This window comes from Niveispirillum sp. FG148 (genome assembly GCF_057809655.1).
Genome location: NZ_JBMDKJ010000040.1, coordinates 1 through 21,925 on the forward strand (window position 1 = coordinate 1; position 21,925 = coordinate 21,925).

14 protein-coding genes and 1 rRNA gene are annotated in these 21,925 nt (G+C 63.1%); 7 read left to right on the forward strand and 8 right to left on the reverse strand.

Going from position 1 to position 21,925, the window contains the following annotated elements:
- Positions 1-285 (reverse strand): 16S ribosomal RNA (locus ACODTW_RS25700); the annotation flags it as partial.
- An 804-nt stretch (positions 286-1,089) separates the two neighbouring features.
- Here ACODTW_RS25700 and ACODTW_RS25705 point away from each other — a divergent pair.
- The 3 genes from ACODTW_RS25705 to ACODTW_RS25715 all read left to right on the forward strand — a co-directional run bounded on the left by ACODTW_RS25705 (position 1,090) and on the right by ACODTW_RS25715 (position 4,161).
- On the forward strand, positions 1,090-3,105 hold the full coding sequence (locus ACODTW_RS25705) for an oxidoreductase (RefSeq protein WP_488948997.1): 2,016 nt from the start codon (positions 1,090-1,092) through the stop codon (positions 3,103-3,105).
- 23 nt (positions 3,106-3,128) lie between these two features.
- Positions 3,129-3,566 carry a nuclear transport factor 2 family protein gene (locus ACODTW_RS25710; protein WP_488948998.1) on the forward strand — a complete coding sequence of 146 codons (438 nt, stop codon included), beginning with the start codon at positions 3,129-3,131 and terminating at the stop codon, positions 3,564-3,566.
- A gap of 64 nt (positions 3,567-3,630) precedes the next feature.
- Positions 3,631-4,161, forward strand: a complete 531-nt coding sequence (locus tag ACODTW_RS25715) for a PadR family transcriptional regulator (protein ID WP_488948999.1) — start codon at positions 3,631-3,633, stop codon at positions 4,159-4,161.
- Positions 4,162-4,219: 58 nt separating this feature from the next.
- Here the strand turns inward: ACODTW_RS25715 and ACODTW_RS25720 are convergent, their stop codons facing one another.
- The 7 genes from ACODTW_RS25720 to purT form a co-directional block, all read right to left on the reverse strand.
- Positions 4,220-5,842 (reverse strand): fumarate hydratase, encoded by a 1,623-nt coding sequence (locus ACODTW_RS25720; RefSeq protein WP_488949000.1) that lies wholly within the window; start codon positions 5,840-5,842, stop codon positions 4,220-4,222.
- A 153-nt stretch (positions 5,843-5,995) separates the two neighbouring features.
- Positions 5,996-6,343 (reverse strand): RidA family protein, encoded by a 348-nt coding sequence (locus tag ACODTW_RS25725; RefSeq protein ID WP_488949001.1) that lies wholly within the window; start codon positions 6,341-6,343, stop codon positions 5,996-5,998.
- A 234-nt stretch (positions 6,344-6,577) separates the two neighbouring features.
- The gene (locus tag ACODTW_RS25730) at positions 6,578-9,667 is read right to left on the reverse strand and encodes an efflux RND transporter permease subunit (RefSeq protein ID WP_488949002.1); all 3,090 of its coding nucleotides are present in this window, start codon (positions 9,665-9,667) and stop codon (positions 6,578-6,580) included.
- A gap of 28 nt (positions 9,668-9,695) precedes the next feature.
- Entirely contained in the window at positions 9,696-10,973 is a 1,278-nt protein-coding gene (locus tag ACODTW_RS25735; RefSeq protein WP_488949003.1) for an efflux RND transporter periplasmic adaptor subunit, read from the reverse strand.
- Positions 10,974-11,186: 213 nt separating this feature from the next.
- Positions 11,187-12,128: an AEC family transporter gene (locus ACODTW_RS25740; protein ID WP_488949004.1), complete on the reverse strand. Its 942-nt coding sequence runs from the start codon at positions 12,126-12,128 to the stop codon at positions 11,187-11,189.
- Between the two features lies 1 nt (position 12,129).
- Positions 12,130-13,344, reverse strand: coding sequence for an MFS transporter (locus ACODTW_RS25745; protein ID WP_488949005.1), 1,215 nt, complete (start codon positions 13,342-13,344; stop codon positions 12,130-12,132).
- Complete coding sequence (purT, locus tag ACODTW_RS25750) at positions 13,341-14,513, reverse strand: formate-dependent phosphoribosylglycinamide formyltransferase (protein ID WP_488949006.1); 1,173 nt, start codon at positions 14,511-14,513, stop codon at positions 13,341-13,343. The genes ACODTW_RS25745 and purT overlap by 4 nt, the downstream gene beginning before the upstream one ends.
- A gap of 261 nt (positions 14,514-14,774) precedes the next feature.
- Between purT and ACODTW_RS25755 the strand changes: the two genes are divergently transcribed.
- From ACODTW_RS25755 to ACODTW_RS25770, 4 genes are all read left to right on the forward strand, one after another.
- Positions 14,775-16,688 (forward strand): hypothetical protein, encoded by a 1,914-nt coding sequence (locus ACODTW_RS25755; RefSeq protein WP_488949007.1) that lies wholly within the window; start codon positions 14,775-14,777, stop codon positions 16,686-16,688.
- A 183-nt stretch (positions 16,689-16,871) separates the two neighbouring features.
- Complete coding sequence (locus ACODTW_RS25760; protein ID WP_488949008.1) at positions 16,872-19,121, forward strand: TonB-dependent receptor; 2,250 nt, start codon at positions 16,872-16,874, stop codon at positions 19,119-19,121.
- Between the two features lie 16 nt (positions 19,122-19,137).
- Positions 19,138-21,228 (forward strand): alkaline phosphatase D family protein, encoded by a 2,091-nt coding sequence (locus tag ACODTW_RS25765; RefSeq protein ID WP_488949009.1) that lies wholly within the window; start codon positions 19,138-19,140, stop codon positions 21,226-21,228.
- Positions 21,229-21,293: 65 nt separating this feature from the next.
- The gene (locus ACODTW_RS25770) at positions 21,294-21,923 is read left to right on the forward strand and encodes a TIGR02466 family protein (protein ID WP_488949010.1); all 630 of its coding nucleotides are present in this window, start codon (positions 21,294-21,296) and stop codon (positions 21,921-21,923) included.
- Positions 21,924-21,925: the final 2 nt, after the last annotated feature.

Here is a 21,925-nt window from a genome sequence, read left to right on the forward strand (position 1 = left end):
CCAGTGTGGCTGATCATCCTCTCAGACCAGCTACTGATCGTCGCCTTGGTAGGCCCTTACCCCACCAACTAGCTAATCAGACGCGGGCTGCTCCTTTGGCGATAAATCTTTCCCCCGCAGGGCTCATCCGGTATTAGCGTTCGTTTCCAAACGTTATTCCGAACCAAAGGGTACATTCCCACGTGTTACTCACCCGTGCGCCACTCACCTTGCGGTGCGTTCGACTTGCATGTGTTAGGCCTGCCGCCAGCGTTCGTTCTGAGCCAGGATCAAACTCTCAGGTTTTTTGCGGAATGCTCACTCACGTGAACAAACCTCTTTGACGGATACGAAAAAACGCCAAACTTCCCAATCGTCTGCCCTAACCCATCCACCATCCAGAGACCCGTGAAGGTCAATAGCGTGGATGGCGTATAGAGCAACATGTACCAGGATGCTCACGCCAACGTATCCTCACGAACCAGACCCTCCGGCTCAGCAAGATCCGCCGCCTGCGCATCCCTTCTCAACAGATTCACTTGTCAAAGATCCAGGGCCAAAAGGCCAAACGATACACCATCACCCGGTTTTAAACCCCGGGTCCAGAACAGCCAGACCGCAAAGCCAGGCTATTTCAGGGATCGTTCCACCATCGCCGCCGGAGCGTGTCCGGCGCGTCGGTGGGGCGCTTTCTAATCGCTCCACCAAACCCTGTCAACCGCTTTTTTCACCGCCCCATCTTTTTTTCCAGACCCGCCAGAAACAAGGCAAACCCAAAAAGACAAAGCCAAAAACCGACCAACAGCGGCAGGACCAACCCCGCCAAACGATGATGTCTATCCAACAATGTCAGAGGCTTATCACCCCAAGACCCACCACAACGCCACAACCACAAGGGCCGCCTCGCTGCGGGAGCCGGGATATAGACCCCCGCTCACACACAACGCAACCAGATTCTTCACAGCATCGTCACTTTCTTGAAATCAGACGGAACAGCCACCCCATGTGGGGAGCGCAGGCACGGCCACGGCACGCATGTTCTGAACCTGGTTGCATCTGGTCGGACCAGAGGGCATGCTTTATTCAACCCGTTGCATAAAGGATAATCACATGACGGCCTATCCCCACCTGTTGCAGCCGCTCGACCTTGGTTTCACCACCCTGCGCAACCGCGTGCTGATGGGGTCGATGCATGTGGGATTGGAGGAGGCGCCGAATGGGTTCGAACGGATGGCCGCCTTCTACGCCGAACGGGCGCGCGGCGAGGTCGGGCTGATCGTCACCGGCGGCATCGCCCCCAATGAGCGCGGCCGCCCCGCCCCGTTCGGCGCCGTGCTGGCGACGGAAGAGGAAGCGGCACATCACCGCGTCATCACCGACGCCGTTCATCAGGCGGGCGGCAAGATCGCGATGCAGATCCTGCATTTCGGCCGTTACTCCTATCAGCAGGATCTGGTGGCCCCGTCGGCGGTGCAGGCCCCCATCAATCCCTTCGTGCCCCATGCCCTGACGGGGGAGGAGGTGGAGGAGACCATCGGCGATTTCGTGCGCTGTGCCGCGCTGGCCCAGGCTGCCGGCTATGACGGTGTGGAGGTGATGGGGTCCGAGGGCTATCTGATCAACGAGTTCATTGCCGCCCGCACCAATCATCGCGACGATGAATGGGGCGGGTCTTACGAGAACCGCATCCGCCTGCCCGTGGAGATCGTCCGCCGCATCCGCGCGAAAGTTGGCCCCAACTTCATCATCATCTATCGCCTGTCCATGCTGGATCTGGTGGAAGGCGGATCGACGCTGGCGGAGGTGGTGCAGCTGGGTCAGGCCATTGAGGCCGCCGGCGCCACCATCCTGAATACCGGCATCGGCTGGCACGAGGCGCGCATCCCCACCATCGCCACCTCCGTCCCCCGTGCCGCCTTTGCCTGGGTGACCCGGGAGATGAAGGGCAAGGTGTCGATCCCGCTGATCGCCACCAACCGCATCAACACGCCCGAGGTGGCCGAAGGCCTGCTGGCCGAGGGTTATTGCGACATGGTGTCGATGGCCCGTCCCTTCCTGGCCGATGCGCAGTTTGTGCAGAAAGCGCGCGAGAACCGGGCCGACGAGATCAATAGCTGCATCGCCTGCAACCAGGCCTGCCTGGATCACACATTCAGCGGCAAGATCACCTCCTGTCTGGTCAACCCACGCGCCTGCCATGAGACCAAGCTGGTGATCGCCCCCACGGCGGCGCCCAAGAGCATCGCCGTGGTCGGGGCCGGCCCGGCCGGGCTGTCCTTCGCCGTGACGGCAGCGGAGCGCGGGCACAGGGTCACCCTGTTCGAGGCCTCCTCCCAGATCGGTGGGCAGTTCAACATCGCCCGCAAGATCCCCGGCAAGGAGGAGTTCAACGAGACCCTGCGCTATTTCCGCCGGCAACTGGAGTTGAAGGGGGTGACGGTGCGGCTCAATACCCGCGCCGATGCCGCGACGCTGGCCGAGGGCGGGTTTGATGAGGTGGTGCTGGCTACCGGCGTCGTGCCGCGCAAGCCGGCCATCGAGGGGATCGACCATCCCAAGGTGCTGGGTTATCTGGACGTGCTGCGCGATGAAGTGCCCGTGGGGCAGAAGGTGGCCGTCATCGGGGCCGGCGGCATCGGCTTTGATGTCAGCACCTATCTGGTGGAGCAGCACGCGGCGCCGTCGGCCGACCGCTTCTTCAAGCAATGGGGCGTCGATCCTGAGTACCGCCGGCCCGGCGGCTGTGCCAAGCCGGAGGTGGAGCATAATGGCAGGCAGGTCTTCCTGCTGCAGCGTACGGAGGGCAAGCTGGGCGAGAATCTGGGGAAGACGACCGGCTGGATCCATCGCAGCGTGCTGAAGATGCATGGCGTCGCCACCATCGGCGGCGTCACCTATCGCCGCATTGATGATGCCGGTCTGCATGTGACCATCGGCGGTCAGGAGAAGCTGCTGGAGGTCGACAATGTCGTCATCTGTGCCGGGCAGGAACCGCTGCGCGCCTTGCAGGCCGATCTGGAGACGCGCGGCGTCCGTGTCCACCTGATCGGCGGCGCCGATGTCGCGGCCGAACTGGACGCCAAGCGCGCCATCAACCAGGGCACGCGCCTGGCTGCCGCTCTCTGATGCCAATCAATAGGGAACACGCCATGAGCCCCCATCCCGGCCTGCACCCGGCCGCCGCCGCCTCTCTGACCGCTTGGCACGCCATCGTCGCCGACCGGTCCATCGCCGCCCTGCGCGCCATCACCCATGATGAGGCCGTGTTCCGGTCGCCCGTGGCCCATACGCCCTATCAGGGGGCCGATGCCCTGCTGATGGCGATTGGGGCCGTCATGCAGGTGTTCGGCGATTTCACCTATCACCGCACGACCGTGACGGCGGACGGGCTGAATGTCGTGCTGGAATTCAGTGCGACGGTGGAAGGCAAGGCGGTGAAGGGGATCGATTTCATCCGCTTCGACGAACAGGGCCTGATCCGGGAATTCGAGGTGATGATCCGGCCCTTGAGCGGCCTGCAGGCCCTGGCGGCGGAAATGGGTCGGCGCGTCGGTCAGGAGATGACGGCGTTCAAGGCGAAAGCCTGATCTGGCATTGCCGGCGGGGGTTCCTTATGAAGGCCCCTGCCCACCGCTGAAACGGATGCCCCGCATGTCCCTGCCGCACGCCCTGCTGACCGCCCTGATCGAACGCCCCGGCGCCGGTTCGGAACTGGCGGGGCGGTTCGACCGGTCGATCGGCTATTTCTGGCAGGCCACGCATCAGCAGATCTATCGGGAGCTGGCACGGCTGGAGGCTGCCGGATTGATCGAAGGCAGGCAGGTGGATGGGGCCCGGGGACGTAAACGCACCTATCGGGTGTTACCGGCGGGCCGCGATGAACTGGCCCGCTGGACGGCCGAGCGCCAGGAGCCGTTACCCATCCGCGACGAGATGATGGTGCGGCTGCGGGCCGAGGCCGTGGTCGGCCCGACCACCTTGCCGGACAATCTGGCCGAACTGGCGCGGCACCATCGCCAGCGGCTGGAAACCTATCAGGCTATCGAGAGGCGAGATTTCACGCCCGCCCCGACCGATCGGGCGCAACAGTTGCGTCATCTGGTACTGAAGGCGGGTATCGAATATGAGCGGCAACGGGCGGCGTTCTGTGAGCAGGCCATGGCGTTGCTGACGCCGCCTTGATCAAACTGAACCCCTGAGAAAAAAGCGCCCCATCCAGCTGGACGGGGCGCTTCTGTTGTCACTTGGTGGCTTCGAAGAAGTCGTTGCCCTTGTCATCGGTGATGATAAAGGCGGGGAAATCCTCCACCTCAATGCGCCAGATGGCTTCCATGCCCAGTTCGGGATAGGCGATGCATTCCACCTTCTTGATGCAATCCTGGGCCAGACGGGCGGCGGCACCGCCGATGGAGCCCAGATAGAAGCCACCATGCTTCTGGCAGGCATTCTTCACGGAAGGCGAGCGGTTGCCCTTGGCCAGCATGACGAAGGAACCGCCCGCTGCCTGGAACTGGTCGACAAAGCTGTCCATGCGGCCGGCCGTCGTCGGGCCGAAGGAACCGGAAGCATAGCCTTCCGGCGTCTTGGCCGGACCCGCATAATAGATCGGGTGGTTCTTGAAATAGTCAGGCAGTGGTTGGCCGGCATCCAGCAGCGCACGCAGCTTGGCATGGGCGCTGTCGCGGGCCACGATCAGCGGTCCGGTCAGCGACACGCGGGTGCGGATCGGATACTGGCTCAGGGTCTTGCGGATGTCGTCCATGGGCTGGGTCAGGTCGATCTTCACCACCTCACCCGACAGCGCCGCCTCGTCCACTTCCGGCAGGAAGCGGGCGGGATCGGTTTCCAGCTGTTCCAGATAGATGCCGTCCTTGGTGATCTTGGCCAGCGCCTGACGGTCGGCCGAGCAGGAAACGCCGATGCCGATGGGCATGGAGGCGCCATGGCGCGGCAGGCGGATGACGCGGACATCGTGGCAAAAATACTTGCCGCCGAACTGCGCCCCGATGCCCAGGCCCTGGGCCGCCTTGAACAGGGCCTGTTCCATGTCCAGGTCGCGATAGGCGTGGCCGCTTTCCGACCCTTCGGTCGGCAGGCTGTCATAATAGCGGGCCGAGGCCAGCTTCACCGTCTTCAGGTTCTGTTCGGCCGACAGGCCGCCGATGACCACCGACAGGTGATAGGGCGGGCAGGCGGACGTGCCAAGGGACGCCATCTTCTCCTCAATGAAGGGGATCAGACGATCGGGCGCCAGCACCGACGGCGTGGCCTGGAACAGGAAGGTCTTGTTGGCCGACCCGCCGCCCTTGGCCATGAACAGGAACTTGTAGGCATCCTCGCCCTCGGCGAAGATTTCGATCTGGCCCGGCAGATTGGTGCGGGTGTTCTTTTCCTCATACATGGACAAGGGCGCCACCTGACTGTAGCGCAGGTTGCGCTTCCGATAGGCGTCGGCCACGCCCTCGGACAGGGCCGCCTCGTCGGCACCCTTGGTCCAGACCTTGCGGCCCTTCTTGCCCATGATGATGGCCGTACCGGTATCCTGGCACATGGGCAGGATGCCACCGGCGGCGATGGAGGCGTTCTTCAGCAGGTCCAGCGCCACGAACCGGTCGTTAGGCGACGCCTCCGGATCTTCCAGGATGGCGCGCAACTGGCCCAGATGGCCGGGGCGCAGGAAATGGTTGATGTCCATGAAGGCGGCTTCGGCCAGCAGGCGCAGCCCCTCGGGCTCCACCTTCAACACCGTCTCGCCGTCGAATTCGACCGTGGAGACGTAATCGCTGGTCAGCTTGCGATAGGGCGTGGTGTCGGGGCCCAGGGGGAACAGGCTGAAGCTCTGCTTCACAACATCATCGGGCATTTCTGGCTCCGGGGCTTTTCGGGGGCGGCGGGCCGGGGTCCGCCGTTCAAGGCCGTTCAGATAGCGCAAGGCACGGCCCACCGCCAGGGGGCCGTTGGTCGCGTGCTGCCGGCGACCCGGGACTGGTCACCGGCAGCTTGCGATGCACGTCGATCAGACAGCAGCGACGCAGACGATTTCCACCAGATAGCCGGGGGCGGCCAGACGGGCTTCGACCGTGGCGCGGGCCGGCGGGTTGGACTGGTCCACCCAGGCGTCCCAAACCTCGTTCATGGCGGCGAAATTGCCGATGGCGGACAGATAGATGGTCGTGGACAGGATCTTCGACTTGTCGCTGCCGGCTTCGGCCAGCAGGGCGTCGATCTGGGCCAGCACCTGGGCCGTCTGGCCCTTGATATCGGCGGTCGGGTCGGTGGCCACCTGGCCCGCCAGATAGACGGTGCCGGCATGGATGGCGGCCTCGCTCATGCGGCGGCCGGGATGCAGACGGTTGATGCTCACCGGGAATTCCTTTCAAAGGCGGAACCGGCCGCCGACCATGGCGGCCATCACCCGTGGGGATAAGGCCCAACCCTATCCGCCCGCAAGCCCCGGCGACAGCAGGGACGCAAATGCCAGTCATGCATGCGCCGCCGCTTAATTACCGGCCGGCCCGCAATCCCGGTAATAAGATTACGCCCGGATGGCAGAACCATCCGGGCGTCAGTTCAACAGCGGGTATGGCAGAACCTGGCCTTATTCCCCATCCACCGCATGCGGACGCAGCGGCAGCTCGGGTTCCTTCGGGGTCAGCAGCCGGCCCAGTTTCGGGGACACCCAGCGCTGGATATCATCCATCAGGGTGAACATGGTCGGCACGAAGACCAGCGACAGCAGGGTGGACGTCACCAGGCCACCGATCACGGCCACGGCCATGGGCTGACGGAACTCCGTATCCGCACCCCAGCCGGCGGCGATGGGCACCATGCCGGCCACCATGGCGATGGTGGTCATGACGATGGGGCGGGCACGCTTGGCGCCTGCATCCAGCAGGGCATCGCGCCGGCTCATCCCATGGTCGCGCATGGCGACGATGGCATATTCCACCAGCAGGATGGAGTTCTTCGTGACGATACCCATCAGCATCAGGATGCCGATCAATGCCGGCAGTGACAGCGCCATGTCGCCCATCAGCAGCCCCACGACCGCCCCACCCAGCGACAGCGGCAGTGCCGTCATGATCGTGATCGGCTGGAAGAAGTTGTGGAACAGCAGCACCAGCACCGCAATGATCAGCAGGAAGGCCGTTCCCAGCGCCACGGCGAAGCCCATGAACAGGATCGCCATCTGCTCCGACCCGCCATAGTTCGGCTTGGAAATGCCGGCCGGCAGGTGGGCCATGGCGGGCAGGTTGTTGATGGCCTTCATGGCCTCGCCCAGTTCCGCCCCGTTCAGGTCAGCCTGCACCGACACGCGGCGGGCACGGTCGAAGCGGTCGATCTGCACGGCACCGGAGCCCAGCGACAGCTGCGCCACGGCCGACAGGGGCACGGTGCTGCCATTGCTGGTGCGGACGCGCAGGTTGGAGATGACATCGATATCGCCACGCGCCCCCTTGTCCAGTTGCACCCGGATCGGCACCAGACGGTCGCCCAGGTTGAACTTGGCGGAGTTGGTGTCGATCTCGCCCAGCGTCGCCACTTTGGCGACCTGACCGATGGTGAAGACGGACACCCCCTGCTCGGCCGCACGGTCGAACATCGGCTTGATCTGGATTTCCGGCCGCTGCATGGGGGCGGTGGAGCTGACATTCTTGATGATGGACAGAGTCCGCATCTCGTCCAGCACCTTGTTGGCGTGGGTGTCCAGCAGCGGGCCGTTTTCCGACGTCAGCATGATGGAAACGTCGCGGTTGGAGAAGCCACCCGTGGCGTTGAAGCTGAACCGCACGCCGGGGATCTTCTGCAACTCGCTCAGGACGCGAGTCTCGAAATCCTTCTGGTGGACACGTTCGGACCGCTCCTTCAGCAGGACGATGATCGAGCCCTTGCGCACCTGGCCGCCGCGACCGGCGCGGGCCCAGGTCGTCTCCACCTCGGGCTGGGCCTTCAGGATGGTGGCGGCGCGCTGCACCATCGCGTCCATCTGTTCCAGGTTCACGCCCGGCGCCATCTCCATCTGCAGGTTGGAGAAGCCGATATCCTGGGCCGGAACGAAGCCCGACGGCAGCAGGGTGGCAAGACCGACCGACGCGAAGAAGAACAGGGTGCCGGCGATCAGCGTCGTCTTGCGGCGCCTCATGCACCAGTCCAGCATGTGCATGTAACGCTGCACCCAGGGGCCGGCCTCATGCTCGTCCTTCTGCGACGGCTTCAGGAAATAGGCGGCCATCAGGGGCGTGAGCAGACGCGCAACCAGCAGCGAGAACAGCACGGCCACGGCCACGGTCACGCCGAATGACTTGAAGAACTGGCCGGCGATACCCGGCATGAAGGAGACGGGCAGGAACACGACGACGATGGTCATGGTCGTGGCCACCACGGCCAGGCCGATCTCGTCCGCGGCTTCCAAAGCGGCGGCGAAGGGCCGTTTACCCTGTCGGATATGGCGTACGATATTTTCGATTTCCACGATCGCGTCATCGACCAGGATACCGACCACCAGCGCCATCGCCAGCATGGTGATGCCGTTCAGCGTGAAACCGAACCAGTCCATGATCAGGAAGGTCGGGATGGTCGACAGCGGCATGGCGATGGCGGAAATCAGCGTGGCCCGCATGTCGCGCAGGAACCACCAGACCACACCGACCGCCAGCAGGGCGCCGATGACCAGCGCCTCGATGGAGGCGTGATAGCTGTCGATGGTGAACTTCACATTGTTGATGATCAGCTTGAAGGTCAGGTCCGGATAGTCCTTCTCCAGCTGCTTCACCGCCTCCAGCACGCCCTTGTAGACGGTCACTTCCGAGGAATTGGGCGAACGACCGATGGCGAAACCGACCGTGGGCACGCCGTCCAGCCGGGACACGCCGCGCAGTTCCGACGTACCGTCGACCACATTGGCGATGTCCGACAGACGGACCTTGCGCCCACCGGATACCGAAATCTCGATCTTGCGCAGGTCATCCACGCTTTCGGCGCGGCCCAGAGTGCGGATCGATTGCTCGGCATCACCGATCTCACCCCGGCCGCCCGGCAGGTCGACATTCAGGGCCTGAAGCTGCTGGTTCACCTCGCCCGCCGTGACGCCCAGCGCCATCATGCGCTCCGGGTCCAGGTTGACGCGGATTTCACGGCTGAGACCGCCCAGGCGCTCCACCTCGCCCACGCCGTTCACGCGCTTCAGCGAACGGGAGATGTCGCTGTCGATCAGCCAGGAAAGCTGCTCAACCGAGCGGTAGGTAGAGGTGACGCCATAATAAAGGATGCTGTCGCCCGTCACTTCCAGGCGCTGCACCTGCGGTTCATAGATATCCTGCGGCAGATCGGAGCGGATGCGGGCCACGGCGTCGCGCACGTCAGACACGGCGCGGTCGGTGTCGTAGCCGATCTTGAACTCGATCGTGGTGTTGGAATAACCGTCGGTGATGTTGGACGACACATGATCGATGCCGGTGACATTCGACACCGCGTCCTCAATCTTCTTCGTCACTTCCTGTTCCAGTTCCGACGGCGCGGCACCCGGACGGCTGACGCCGACATTAACGACGGGAAAGTCGATGTCGGGATTGTTGGTGATGTCCATCGTCATGAAGGACACCAGACCCGCCAGCGTCAGGATGATGAACAGCACAATGGGTGGAACGGGATGGCGGATAGCGACCGCCGAAATATTGCCACGGCTCATGTCCGGTGCCTTTCCTTGCAAGCGGCGGTCAGTTGGACGGCAGCGGGTTGACCGGGGTGGACGGCAGATCGGCGACGATCACCTTGTCACCGGTGCGCAGATAACCCGCACCGGTCACCACCACTTCCTCCCCGGCATTCAGGCCGGACAGGATGGCAACCTTGTCGCCCACGCGCGCGCCGGTGCGCACTTCCCGCGCCGTGACGGCGTGATGGCCCTTGTCATCCACCGCCTTTTCCACGGCCAGGATCCAGCTTTTGGCATCGCGATAGACGACGGCATTGTCAGGAACGATGGGGGCGGTCTGCGTGCCCGTGCGGACCTTGGCCGTCACGAACATGCCGGGGCGCAGACCCGGATCGTGCGGCACTTCCACCTTCACGGTGCCGATGCGCGACTTGATATCGACGACGGGGGAAATCAGGCGAACCTGCCCGATGAAGGGCTTGCCATGGATGTCGACGGCCGACAGCTCGGCCGGCTGGCCGGGCTCCAACTGGCGCAGGTCGATCTCCGGCACCTCGGCCAGCAGCTCAACCCGGTCGTCGCGGATGATGCGGAACAGTTCCGTGCCGCCGCCCGACATGACGGCACCCAGCCGCGCATTGCGCTTGGACACGGTGCCGTCGGTGGGGCTGCGCACTTCCGTCTGGGCCAGACGGGCGACCGCCTGGGCACGGGCGGCTTCGGCCACGCCGACGCGGGCCTTGGTGGTCAGCGCCGTCGCCCGGCGGGAGTCCAGATCGCGGCTGGAAATGGCCCCGGTGCGGGCCAGATCCTCAGCGCGGCGGATATTGGCATCGGCTTCCGCGGCCAGGGCCTGCGCCTCGCGCAGCGACGCTTCGCGCGAGACCAGATCGGCGCGCAGCACCTTGTCATCGAAGCGCGCCAGCAGTTGCCCCGCCTTCACCTTGTCGCCTTCGTCAACCAGCACCTCGGTGATGGCCAGGCCGGAGGTCTGGGTACCGATGGGCAGTTCGTCCCATGCCGCCAGCGACCCGGTGACCATCAGGTGACGCGGCACCTCGGCGGCTTCCGCCTTGATGGTGGTGACGGACATGATGCTGGATGTGTCCTTGCCGCCATCCGCCGCGGCGACGGGCTTGCCGTCGGCACCGCTTTTGGGCTTCAGGGCCACATAGGCACCTGCGCCAGCAATGGCGACGACCACCGTGCCCAGCAGGATCCATTTCAGCTTCGACGGCCGCTTGCCGCCGGGCGGAGTCCAGCGCTGGCCACCCGGCATCTGCGGCCGGCTTTCGTTGCTGTCGTTACCAGGGCGGGAGTGGAGAGGCTGCACCGTCATATCAATCACCATCATCGGGCCGCGGCGTCGGGCGCGGTATCCGGGCGAGGGTGATTGTTCACGGGAGACCGCCCCCGCGATCACCCATGTCCCCCCGTCCTAATCGCGGACATTACATGCGGAAGATTGTGGCGGAAAGTCACACATGGTTTCCGGAGTGTAACGATTCATTGCCGGTAACAATGGTCACAGGCGCCGAAAAACCCCAGGCATTCAGCCATTTCTGAAGATATCGATGATAAGGCCTGTCGTCAGGGCCGAAAACAGCGTGGTTAACAGAGTGGCACTGGCCGTGCGGGCCACATGCGTTTCGTAACGCTGGGCAAAAAGAAATACGTTCATGCCGCTGGGCATGGACGCCGTTGTCACCGCAATCGCCAGCGTCAGGGGCGGCAGGTCGAACAGGAACCGGCCCGACAGATAGACCAGGGCCGGCAGGGCCAGCAGCTTGACCAGCACCATCAGCAGGGTCCGCCCCACCAGATCGGTGACTTGCAACCCGACCAGACTGGCCCCCAGCGCAAACAGCGAACAGGGCACCGCCGCCTCGCCCAGCATGCGCACGATGCTGTCGATGGGCCCAGGGATGGTGCCGCCCAGCGACCCGAAGGCCAGTCCCGCCAGGATAGCGATGATGACCGGGTTCTTCACCAGGGCGACGCTGGTCTTGGCCGCCACCCGCAGGGCGCCGCCGCCCTGCCCGGCCCGCGATGCCTCCGCCAGCACGGTGGCCAACCCGACCAGATAGGCGGAATGGCAGGTGGTCAGCAGCAGCATCTGCTGCAATCCCGGCTGGCCATAGGCAGCCAAGGTCAGCGGCACGCCGATCAGCACCGTGTTGGAAAAACACGCCCCCAGCATCAGGGTCGCCGCCCCGCCCAGGCTTTCCCGGTAGATGATACGGGCATAAAGGAAGCTGAACAGCATGATGACGGTCAGCGCCAGATAATAGGCGGCCATCAGGTTCAGCTCATCCCCATGCGGCAGGCCGCGTGCGGCCATGGACCGGAACAGCAGGGCCGGCAGGGCCAGATAGAAGATGAAATTGGATAAGGAACGCGCGAAGTCCGCCGGGAACAGCGGCGGCCGGCCCACAAAGAAGCCGATGGCGACAAGGCCGAAGACAGGCAGGATGATGGTCAGGATGGTATCCATGCTAACCCCGCCGCGACAGCCAGCCTATGAGGGCCAGGGACAGGGCCAGCATGGCACACACCGTTCCCGCCAGCCCGCCCCAACCCAGGGAAGCCCAGATGATCCCGCCGCCGGCACCGACCAGGCTGGACCCCATATAATAGAAGAAAAGGTACAGGGAAGACGCCTGGGCCTTGCCCGTAGCAGGCGCCAGCGCGCCGACCCAGCCGCTGGCCAATGAATGGGCCCCGAAGAAGCCCAGCGTCATCAACCCGATCCCCGGCACGATGGCATAAAGACTGCCGGCCAGGGTCAGCAGGACGCCCGTCGCCATGACCAGCACGGCGCCTGCCATGGTGCGCGGCCGGCCCCAGCGCGCCGTCAGCCGCCCGATGCCCGATGACGACCCCATGCCCAGCAGATAGGCGCTGAAGATCAGCCCGACCACGGACTGCGGCAGGTCGAAGGGCGGCTGCAGCAGGCGGAAACCCATGTAATTGAAGATGGTGATGAAGCCGCCCATCAACAGAAAGCCCTGCAGGAACAGCAGGCGCAGGCCGCTGTCGGTCAGTGGTGCTACCAGCGCCCGGACCATGGCGCCCAGCCGCGCCGGCCGGCGCTGAAACCCGGCCGATACCGGCAGGAACCGCCAGACGGCAACCGCCGCCGCCCCGCCCATCAGGCCGATACCGACAGTGGCGGCCTGCCAGGGCAGGAAGTCGACGACGACGCCCATGACCAGCCGCCCCGCCATGCCCCCCATAGCCGACCCGGCGATATAAAGCCCCATGGCCCGGTCCAAGGCGCGGGGCTGCATCTCTTCCCCCAGATAGGCCATGGCGACAGCCGGCAGGCCTGCCAGCGTCACCCCGAACAGGGCACGGGCCAGCAGCAGCCCGTGCCAGGACGGGATGATGGCCGTAACCAGGGTCAGCAGGGACGATGCGGCAAGCGACGCCACCATCACCGGCTTGCGCCCGAACACATCGGCCATGGCCCCCGACAGCAGCAGCGATACCGACAGCAGGCCTGTGGCAAAGGACAGGGCAAGGGCCGCCTCCGCCGGGGCGACGTGAAAATTCTCCGCCAGCAGGGGCAGCAGCGGCTGTACATGGTACAGCAGCGCGAAGGTGGCGAAGCCCGCCGCGAACAGGGCCAAGCTGACCCGGCGGAAGGCCGGGGTGCCGGCCCCGATTCCGGTCAGACCGGAATCGGGCGGGATGTCACCGGGTCTCAATTGTAATCGATGCGGATCTTGGCCGCCGCGGCCTGCGCCGTGGCCCGCGCTTCATCCGTGTCGGTGCCGCGCGCCAGCGCCACGCCCATGCGGCGATAGGGGCGCGTTGTCGGCTTGCCGAACAGGCGCACATCCACGGCCTGGTCGGGGCGGCCCGTGAACAGGGCAGCAGCCAGACCGGTAAAGCCAAATTCCTTGGCATCGCGGTCAGCCAGGATCACGGCGCTGGCCGACGGGCCGTACAGTTCCACCACCGGAATGGGCAGGCCCAGGATGGCGCGGGCATGCAGGTCGAATTCCGACAGGTTCTGCGACGCCAGCGTCACCATGCCCGTATCATGCGGGCGGGGGCTCAGTTCGGAGAAGATGACCTCGTCCTTGGTGACGAAGAATTCCACACCGAAAATGCCGTGACCGCCCAGATCATTGACGACCTTGGCCGCCATGGCCTGGGCATCGACCAGCAGGTCGGGCCGCATGCCCATCGGCTGCCAGCTTTCCTGATAATCGCCGCGTTCCTGCCGGTGGCCGATGGGCGGGCAGAAGATGATGCCGTCCTTGGTGCGTACCGTCAGCAGGGTGATCTCGTACTCGAACGGGATGAATTCCTCGACAATCACCTTGGCCCGGTCGCCGCGCATATTGGCAACGGCATAGTTCCAGGCGGTCTCCAGCGCCCCTTCCTCCTTCACCGTGCTCTGCCCCTTGCCGGAGGAGGACATGACCGGCTTGATCACACAGGGCAGACCGGTATGGGCGACGGCGGCCATCACCTCGTCCAGGCTTTCGGCATAGCGGTACTTGCTGGTGCGCAGGCCCAGATCGACGGCCGCCAGCTCGCGGATGCGGTCGCGGTTCATGGTCATCTGGGTGGCGCGGGCCGAGGGCACGACGGTGAAGCCCTCCGCCTCCAGTTCGGCCAGCATCTCCGTGCGGATGGCTTCCACCTCCGGCACGATGAAGTCGGGCTGGTGCTTCTCCACGGCGGCGCGCAGCTTCTCCCCGTCCAGCATGGGAAACACTTCCCGCCCGTCCGCCACCTGCATGGCCGGGGCATTGTCATAGGCATCGCAGGCGATGACCTGTGCGCCCAGACGCTTTGCGGAAATGACGAACTCGCGGCCCAGTTCGCCGGAGCCAAGCAGAAGGATCTTCGCCGTGAAGGCCATGGCCCACCTCTTTGTCTGCGGGCCACCCGTCCGCCGGTCGCCCTTTGGGCAGTGACCCTAGGGCGAGACCCCTGGTTTCGCAACGGGCGCCGGGCGCGCGGGTGTCATGTCGTGGAATGCGGGTCCCGCGCTGATTGTGTTGGCAACCGGCATATGACGGCTTCCGGATTCAATCCGACGCACAAGCCCGATAGAATACATCCATTGACAAACACTATCGCCAAAATGCATACCTATAATGGATTAATATGAGGCGATAGCATGTTCAAAGACATATTCTATGATGCCGTCAGTAAAATGGGTGGTGTTTTTCTTGAAAGAAAGACTATTGAGAAAATTGTCGAATATTTTCTCAGCATATGTCAAATGGCGAGAATTGAATCTCCAGATAAGGTCGTTATATCAGTCAACAGGCTGAGTGGTGATGAGACAGGCACCGCTACGCAGCAATTCGCCACACGCTTGCAGCATCTGATACCACAAATCAAGGTCATCAGCGTTAATCTGGCTATTGAGATGGCCAATATCGGGGACGTTGATGTAAATGCCAACAGGCTAGTAAACTCACTGCGGGGGCATATATCTGGGAAATTGCAAAGATATGTGATCGGCGGAAGCATCAATGGTTCCTCTGGTGCCGATCTTTATATAATCTCTAGCGACAATGCAGAATATGTGGAGATTGCCGACAGAAATTCATTACACGATGATTTATTATTTAAGGAGGCAATTGCCAAGGTGATCAGCGGCGGTCTCGAAAAAGCCAGGAAGATGACCCTGGATGGCCCGTTCTCCGAAATCAATCGCGGCGCAGTCCTGGTCAATTTAAACGCGGCACAGCAGTTATCCTCGATCCGTGCCGAAGCCGTGATGCAGCCGATTGTCAGTCAGGCGCGTTTTCTCGCAAAATCATGCCTCAATGAACTCCACAAGACAAACACCATACCGGCCCAGGCGGTCGCGGTGACGCCCGCGCAGGTGATGGAAGCCCTCCAGACAAGTGCCCATTGGAGCGGGCCGCAATTGACCGTCCGCTATTTTCTTGGAAGACTTCATGGCGCCGTGCATAGTCAGAGCATGTCGAAAATATCAAAAATAATTGACGAGATCGATGCCAGGAAAAATAGGCGTGGCGGACTCTCGAATTGGGACATCACGAATATAGAATCCCTCGATATAATAACGGCAAAATGCTTCTATTATCTTGGTCACTATGCAATGAAAGCTAATGATCTTAATCATGCGATAGAGATAATAAGGGAAACAAACCTTTCTCAAGAAAGGAACGTGGAGATGTATTGTCATGGGATGATCGTAAAATGGAAATCCCTGATAGATCTTTGTTATATAGGAATTAATAACGAATATCTGATTCAGGTTCGTTCTAATTGTGATTGGTGGGGACGGAACCGCGACAGATATAGCCGCCTCTCCCACAACACTATAGCAGAGCTGGACATGTGCTACGCGATGTCGATGAAGCGCATGTGCCTCAGTTCAAATTTTGCCGCCTCGATCGATCAGGCCTTGATATACCTGAAATATATCTACGACAACGAAATGGTCAGGATAGAGCTGCGCGCTGAGGCGCTGGTGGAAGCCGGTATCATTCAAAGCCGTGTCTTCGTCATGATCTCCAGTGCTGAATTCAAGGAGCATGGTGCCGCCGCCGTTCAAAATGTTCGACGCGGCCTGTCAATGATATCCAATATGCGCGCTTCATCCGCTACAATTAAGGCGAACATGGCAATTGGTGTTTTGCTATCGATTATGGGATACGAGAATAAGGATTTATCAACAATCAGCGATGGCGTTGAAATCATCAGGAAAATACCGGGAATTTCGACGGGGAAGCCGCTTTATTACGTGATTTCCATGAACTATATTGGCGTCTCCTACATGTACATGTACAGAATGACGAAGGATCCAAGGCATCATGCCGATTCAAAAGAAATATTCGGCAAGGCGCTGAACAGCTCCAAGGATTCAATGTTGATGATTTATCGCTGCATATCCACGATCAATTCAATATTCCTGAACATGCAACAGGCAAGGGCCCTCGGCTCCCATAAGCAATTGCAGGCCTTGCGCGACGAGCTGTTCGAGATGAAGGCGTTTCTGGAGGAAACAAATCTGCGGGAGTATCTGCGCCTGCTTCGGCAAGCCGCAGCCTGACTATGCAGATACGCTAATCCCCTGACCGTCAGCACCCGACGGCATTCATCGCACCAAACGCCCAATTGAAACAATAGTTTCACCGTGTCATCACGCGCCTGACACGCCCCTTCATATGCTGCGAGCCATGGAAGTGCGGATGCCAGTCGGCACCGCCTTCGGTTTCATATGAAGGGGCTACCCATGCGTTCCACGTCTCTGCGCGCCTGCCTGCTGGCCGGCGGCGCCCTGGCCTTCCTTGGTTTCACGCCGGCCCATGCCGTCACGGACGTGATGCTGGAAGAGATCGTCGTCACCGCCCAGAAGCGCACGCAGAGCGCCAATGACGTTCCCATCTCCCTGACCGCCTATAGCGGGGAGAAGCTGCAGCAGCTGGGCCTGCAGGAGCTGGACGACCTGTCCAATTTCGTGCCCGGCCTGCAGGTACAGCTGCAAAGCCCCAACAATCCCGGCTTCGTCATCCGTGGCATCACGTCGGACAGCGGGTCCGCCCAGCAGGAAGCGCGCGTGTCCGTGTTCGCGGACGGTGTGCCGGCCAGCCGCGCCCGCGGCGCGGTGGTGGAGCTATACGATGTGGAACGGGTGGAGGTGCTGAAGGGTCCGCAGGGCACCCTGTTCGGCCGTGGTGCCCAGATCGGCGCTGTCCATATCATCTCTGCCAAGCCCGACCTGGATAAGTTCGGCTTCACCGGCCGTGTGGCCATCGGTGACTATAACCAGCGTCTGTACGAGACGTCGGTGAATGTGCCCGTCTCCGACATCCTGGCCGTGCGTGTGGCCGGCATCAGCCGCAAGCGCGACGGATATGTACCCAATCTGGCCGGCGGCCCGGCGTTGAACGGCGTGGGCGTGGATGCCGCGCGCGGGTCCTTCCTGCTGAAGCCGAACGATGATTTCAGCCTGACCGGTATCGTCAATTACCAGCATGACGACTATTCAGGCACTTCCTTCAAGAACAAGCGCTTCGCCCCGGCCGGCGGTACCACCAGCCCCTTCACGGCCGCGCAGTTGAACCGTGGTTCCGAACTGGGCATCGACCGTGAACTGTTCAATGCCAACCTGACGGCTGAATACAAGCTCAATGACAGCTTCACCCTGACCTCCATCACCGGCTACCGCAAGTTCGACGCGGTGGAGGAATTCGATGCCGACGGCACCCAGGCCTATCTGCTGGAATTCGCCGAGGATGCGGAAGGCGATCAGTGGAGCCAGGAATTCCGCGTCAATTACGACAGCGGTGACCGCTTCCAGGGCTTCGCCGGCGTCAGCTACTTCTACGAAGACGGGTTCCAGCGTGTGCCGCTGCGCACGAACGAGCGCTCTCTGGCCCTGCTGACCGTGCCGGCGCTGGCCGCCGCCGTGGGCCAGCCGATCCTGCCCAACGGCACGGTCAATCCCGGCATCCCCGCCCTGCCCACGGGTCTGGCGCTGCGCACCCTGGCGTTGGGCGAGTTCACCAATTACGGCACCAACCGCGCCTATGAGGCGTTCGCCGACGGCACCTACCATCTGACGCCGGAACTGTCGCTGACGGCCGGCATCCGTCTGACGCACGAAAAGCAGGAATCGGCCTTCGTCCAGTGGAATGACAAGGCCGCCAGCCTGTTCGGCAGCATCTTCCCCAATGTCGCCCGCAAGCAGGCGGAGGATGATTTCGACAGCGCCGTCGGCCGCGTCGTGGCCAGCTACAAGCCATCCGACGACGCGATGCTGTATGCCAGTGTCTCACGCGGGCGCCGCCCGGCGGTGGTGCAGGTGAATGCCACCCTCTCCAACGTGCTGAGCGCGGAGACGGTGTGGAGCTATGAGGCTGGCGGCAAGGCCACCCTGCTGGACAACCGGGTCCAGATCGAAGGTGCGGCCTATTATTACGACTACAGCCATTTCCAGACCTCCACGCGCGTGCCCAATTCCGCCACGACCATCACCCTGGACAGTGGCACCGCCTCTTCCTACGGGCTGGAAGCGTCGGTGACGGCACAGGCCACCGACTGGGCATCGCTGTTCGCCACCTATGGCTATGTGCATGCCGAATTCGACGATAAGGACAGCAACGGCAATGCCCAGGTCCTGGCCGGCAACACCTTCCGCCTGACGCCGCGCCATGTCGTGACCCTGGGCGCCAATCTGGAGCAGCCGCTGGACAGCCTGAACATGGTGCTGTTCGCGACCCCGACCTGGGCCTGGAAGTCGCGCGTCTATTTCGAGGAGACGAACCTGCCGGCGATCAGCCAGGGCGCCTATGGCATCGCCAATCTGCGCCTGGGCGTGAAGTCGGCGGACAACAAATGGACCGTGGCACTGTACGGCCAGAACCTGTTCGACAAGGAATACATCATCGATGCGGGCAACACGGGCGGCTCCTTCGGTCTGCCCACCTTCATCGCCGGCACGCCCCGCTTCCTGGGCGTCGAAGTTTCCGTGAAATATTGATCCAGTGAGGCCGGCCATGACCGACAGCAAGACTTTCTCCCGCCGGTCCTTTCTGGACCTGATGCTGGCCAGCGGCGCCATCGCCGCGGCCACGGCCGGCCTGCCCTTCGCCCCGCTGCTGCGCCCCGCCGCGGCGGGCCAGGGTGCCTATCATTTCCCGCAAGGGCTGGCGTCCGCCGACCCGCAGCCCGACGGCGTCATGCTGTGGACGCGGGTTGAAGCCCGCAGTGGCACCACCCCGGCCGAGGTCGGGTTGACAGTGCAGGTGTCAGAGACGGCTGACTTCCGCAAGCTGGTGGTGGAACGGACGGTCACCGCGACGGCCGACCGCGACCATACGGTGCGGGTCCTGGTGGGTGGACTGAAGCCGGACTGGACCTATCATTACCGCTTCCTGGCCGCCGATGGCAGCGTGGGCGACCTGACCGGCCGCACGCGCACGGCCCCGGCACGCAATGCCGACCGGGCCGTCACCCTGGCCTTTGTCACCTGCCAGAATTATGAGGACGGGTTCTATGGCGCCTACCGCACCCTGATCAACCAGGACAGGGCGGCCAAGCCGGGGCAGGAGATCGACTTCGTCCTGCACCTGGGCGATCAGATCTATGAAACGGTGGGCTATGGCGGCAAGCTGCGCGACCTGCCCGCCTTCGCATCGGGCGGCGGGGAGACGAAATGGGGCAAGGCACGGCACGCCCTGACGCTGGCCGATTTTCGCCAGCTTTACCGCGCCTACCTGTCCGATCCGGATTATCGGGAGGCGCGGGCGCGCTTCCCCTTCGTCTCGATCTGGGACGACCATGAATTCGTGAATGATTACTGGCAGACCATCGTCACCTTCGCGCCAGAGGGGCGGTCGCTACCCAGCGGCAAGCTGGCGGCCAACCAGGCCTGGTTCGAATATATCCCGGCGCTGCTGACGGGCAGCGTCGGCGTGGCGGGTGTGGCCGCCGCCGCCCACGACTTGGCGCCCACCAGCGTCAGCGATGTCGATGCCCGCAATGCCCCCGTCGATGATGGCGGTCTGTTGCAGGAGGAAAACAACCTCAAGGCGCTCGCCTCGCTCACCATCTACCGCTCGCTGCGCTTCGGCCGGCATGTGGAACTGGTGCTGACCGACACCCGCTCCTACCGGTCCGACCATGCCGTGCCGGACGAACTGGGCATCGCCATTTCGGGCCAGGCCACCTATATGCTGCCGCAGAAGCTGGTGGCGCTGATGGATGCCGGCCGCACGGCCAATGGCGGCAACCCGCCGGCCATGATCCCGGTGGGTGACAAGCAGATCCCCAACCCGCGCAAGGATCATCCGCCCGGCACCCTGTTCGGGCCCGCACAGAAGGACTGGCTGAAGCGCACGCTGGCAGGGACGGATGCCACCTGGAAGCTGCTGGCCACCTCGGTGCCCTTCCTGCCCATGCGCATCGACATGGATCAGGTGGACCCCAAGGCGACCACCCTGGTGTTGACGGCCGACGCCTGGGATGGCTTTCCGGCTGAACGGCGCGAGGTCATGGAATGGGCCCGCGAGGCCGGGATCAACAACCTGATCAGCCTGTCCGGCGACCATCATCAGAGCTTTGCCGGCCTGGTCTATGAGGATTTCGAGGCGGCCGAGCCCCGCCCCGTGGCCGTGGAATTCTCCGTCACCGGCATCAGCAGCACGCCCGTCTTCCGCTCCTTCGCCGGCTATGCCAAGCCGGAAAGCCCGCTCTACCCGCTGCTGATCGCCGATGGCAGCCGCTTTGGCAAGCCGGGGGAAAAACTGGCCAACCTGAACGTCACCCTGCGCCGCGGTACCCGTGCGGCCGTGACGGTGGCGAAGACGGGCGATCTGGCCGCCGGCCTGGCCGCTGCCAATCCCAGGCAGAACAGCCATCTGCGCTATGTCGATACCGACAGCAACGGCTATGGCCTGCTGCGCGTGGACGGGAATGGCGTGCTGGCGGAACTGGTGACGGTGGCCCCGGCCAAGAAGGCCTATGGCAAGGCGGGTGCCCCCATCCGCCGCACGGCCCGTTTCACCATTGCCCCCTGGGCGAAGAACGCCATGCCGACGCTGGCCGAGCCGACGGTGGAGGGCGAAAAGCCCTTTGGACTGCTGTAACCCGCCCCCTGCGACAAGCCCGGCCCTTGACGGGGCCGGGCACCCGCCCTTAAGCCTTGGGGATCATGACAGATCCCACCGCCCCCATCATCAAAACCCTGTTCGCCACCCGTCTGTACCGCGCCGATCTGGACGGGATGGAGGCGTTGAATGCGGAACTGGCCGCCTGTTGCCGGTCTGCCGCAGAGGATGATGGCGCCGGCCAGAAATGGTCGGAAAAGAACGGCTATACGGGCTACACCTCATATTCCTCGCTGAACGACCTGCCCTGGCGCTTCCCGGCGGTGAAGACCCTGAAGGCAATGCTGGACAAGCATGCCAAGAATTTCGCCAAGGTCCAGGAATGGGCCTTGGGCGACAAGAAGCTGGAACTGGACAATATCTGGATCAATGTGCTGGACCCCGGCGGCTTCCATGGCTCGCACATCCATCCCAACAGCGTGATTTCCGGCACCTATTACGTGGAAATCCCGGATGGCGCCTCGTCGATCCGCTACGAAGATCCGCGCCTTCCCCTGATGATGGCCGCCCCGCCGCGCAAGCCCAAGGCCGCGCGCGAGCTTCAGGCGTCCATTCCCTTTGCCCCGCGCGCCGGCACCCTGCTGATGTGGGAAAGCTGGCTGCGGCACGAGGTGACGCTGAACCAGGCTGACAGCGAACGCATCTCCATCAGCTTCAATTACGCCTGGCGCTGACG

Bases quoted from the DNA above. Each gene is read 5' to 3' on its own strand.
- ACODTW_RS25705 (WP_488948997.1), top strand. From the start codon at position 1,090: ATGACGGCCTATCCCCACCTGTTGCAGCCGCTCGACCTTGGTTTCACC.
- ACODTW_RS25715 (WP_488948999.1), top strand. From the start codon at position 3,631: ATGTCCCTGCCGCACGCCCTGCTGACCGCCCTGATCGAACGCCCCGGC.
- ACODTW_RS25730 (WP_488949002.1), bottom strand. From the start codon at position 9,667: ATGAGCCGTGGCAATATTTCGGCGGTCGCTATCCGCCATCCCGTTCCA.
- ACODTW_RS25720 (WP_488949000.1), bottom strand. From the start codon at position 5,842: ATGCCCGATGATGTTGTGAAGCAGAGCTTCAGCCTGTTCCCCCTGGGC.
- ACODTW_RS25765 (WP_488949009.1), top strand. From the start codon at position 19,138: ATGACCGACAGCAAGACTTTCTCCCGCCGGTCCTTTCTGGACCTGATG.
- ACODTW_RS25740 (WP_488949004.1), bottom strand. From the start codon at position 12,128: ATGGATACCATCCTGACCATCATCCTGCCTGTCTTCGGCCTTGTCGCC.
- purT (WP_488949006.1), bottom strand. From the start codon at position 14,513: ATGGCCTTCACGGCGAAGATCCTTCTGCTTGGCTCCGGCGAACTGGGC.
- ACODTW_RS25710 (WP_488948998.1), top strand. From the start codon at position 3,129: ATGAGCCCCCATCCCGGCCTGCACCCGGCCGCCGCCGCCTCTCTGACC.
- ACODTW_RS25770 (WP_488949010.1), top strand. From the start codon at position 21,294: ATGACAGATCCCACCGCCCCCATCATCAAAACCCTGTTCGCCACCCGT.
- ACODTW_RS25755 (WP_488949007.1), top strand. From the start codon at position 14,775: ATGTTCAAAGACATATTCTATGATGCCGTCAGTAAAATGGGTGGTGTT.
- ACODTW_RS25760 (WP_488949008.1), top strand. From the start codon at position 16,872: ATGCGTTCCACGTCTCTGCGCGCCTGCCTGCTGGCCGGCGGCGCCCTG.
- ACODTW_RS25735 (WP_488949003.1), bottom strand. From the start codon at position 10,973: ATGACGGTGCAGCCTCTCCACTCCCGCCCTGGTAACGACAGCAACGAA.